The organism is Salipiger sp. HF18, from assembly GCF_011806505.1.
GTDB lineage: Bacteria > Pseudomonadota > Alphaproteobacteria > Rhodobacterales > Rhodobacteraceae > Salipiger > Salipiger thiooxidans.
The window spans coordinates 1-1,790 of record NZ_JAATOS010000676.1 but is presented as its reverse complement, the minus strand read 5'-3'; the positions used below and the strand labels follow the sequence as shown (position 1 = coordinate 1,790).

Here is a 1,790-nt window from a genome sequence, read left to right as displayed (position 1 = left end):
GTGCCCACGTCCAGCCAGCGGGTGATCAAGGTTGCGCCGGGGCAGACCTGTCCGGCGGGCTTCACCGGCACCATTCAGCGCAACGGCCGCGATGTGCGCTGCGGGCCGCAGGACAGCCCCTTCGTCTCGGAAGTCCGTCGCGGCGAGGCGCCGACCAGCGGCAAGAACGTCTACTACAACTACGGCAACGGGCAGGGGCACTGGGACGAGAGCCGCCTCGAGATCGACAGCGACGACGACCCCGTGGCCTTGGTCGCAGCGGATCCGCGCGCGCATCCCGAAGCCCGCATCGTGCCGAAGCACGTCTGGGAGGCCCGCTCCGAGGTGCCGCCGGTGGTGCCGCCGGGGTATCGTCCGGCCTGGGAGGATGACCGCCTCAACCCCTACCGCGCGTGGCAGACGGTCGGGGGCTACTACGCCACCCAGCAGCGCTGGACCAACACCGTGCCGCGGGTCAACGACATGTCGCTGCGCCGGGTTCCGGCGCGCGATCCGGTGATCCTCTATTCCGCCGACGCCCGGGTGCCCGCGCCCGTCGCGCAGCCCAGGTCGGACCGGGCGGCGCCCGCACCGGCCCACCGCCAGCCGGCGATGTCCTCACGCTCCGAGCCGCGCAAGGCCGCGGCGCCGAAGGCCACAGCGGCGCGCTATGTCGAGATCGGGCTCTTCACCACCCACGCCAAGGCCGACGCCGCCGCCCGGCGGCTGCGCGGTGCCGGGCTGCCGGTGCGCTACGCTCCGGTTGGCACTGACACGCAGGCGCGCCGGGTGCTCGTGGGGCCCTACGCCAGCAGCACCGCGCTGCAGGGCGCGCTGAACCGGGTTCAGGCCACGGGCTACGTGCAGGCCTATATCCGCTGAAATAGGAGGCTTCCGCGGAGCCGCCCCCAGACCGATCCGCCCCGCCCGGCACCCGCGTCGGCGGGGGTCTTCCCGGCCGGAGCTCAGCCGCCGCAGATGCCCTGCAACCGCACCCAGTCGGCATCCGAAAGCACTGGCTGGCTGGCGTCGCCCGCGTGCGGGTCGGCCTCGATCAGGTGCAGCGTGCTCTCGCCGGTGATGTCCACCGCGAAGGCGTAGGGCGTGCTGCGCAGGTCCGCCGCGTCGAAGGCGCCGAGCAGGGCTGCCTCGGGCAGCGGCTCGGGACGGCGGGTGAGCAGCGTTTCGGCATAGGAATCCATGGCGCTGTCGGGAAGGTTGCCGGTGGTCAGGAGCCGCAGCGCCGACCAGAGCCCGGCGTAATCGAGCAGCTCGCCCAGCGGATCGGCCTGCTTTGCCCGCAGCGCCTCGACGAGGATGTAGCCGGCAGCGATGTCGGGATCCTCGTAATCCTCGATCAGCGCGCGGTTCATCAGGATCAGCCCGCCGGGCAGGTGCGCCGTGTCGTGCACGCCGCCGGGCAGCACCACGAGATCGTCGGTCCGGTCGTCGCCCAGCACCCGCCCCGCAAGGTTGCGCAGCGGCAGGCGGGCATCGTCGGACATGCAGGCCTGCCCAGAGACCCGCGTGACTCGGGTCAGGAGCGCCTCGCCGATGGCCTCGCGCTTGGCCATGGGCACCACGCGGCGCGCGTGTTCGAGCAGCGCGTCGGGCAGCCAGAAGATCCCGCCGCCCACGACGATGGCGGCAAAGGCGCCGAGCAGGTAGAGCCGAAGCTTGCCGGGACGGGGACGACGACGCTCGATCGCGCGCAGCAGGCGCTCGATGGCGTCGATCATCGTGCTTTCGTCCTCCGCCAGTTCCAGCGTCTCGCCGGGGTCGCCGTCGGGGTGGTAGATGGCGGGGGTCTG

2 protein-coding genes are annotated in these 1,790 nt (G+C 72.4%); one reads left to right on the top strand and one right to left on the bottom strand.

The features are described 5' to 3' along the window. Positions 1 to 861, top strand: an 861-nt coding sequence (locus HC022_RS25765) for an SPOR domain-containing protein (RefSeq protein WP_167454281.1), incomplete at its 5' end; no start/stop codon positions are given. Positions 862 to 944: 83 nt separating this feature from the next. Here HC022_RS25765 and HC022_RS25760 read toward each other — a convergent pair. Beyond that, the coding region (locus tag HC022_RS25760; RefSeq protein ID WP_167454280.1) for a hypothetical protein at positions 945 to 1,790 on the bottom strand (846 nt) is incomplete at its 5' end.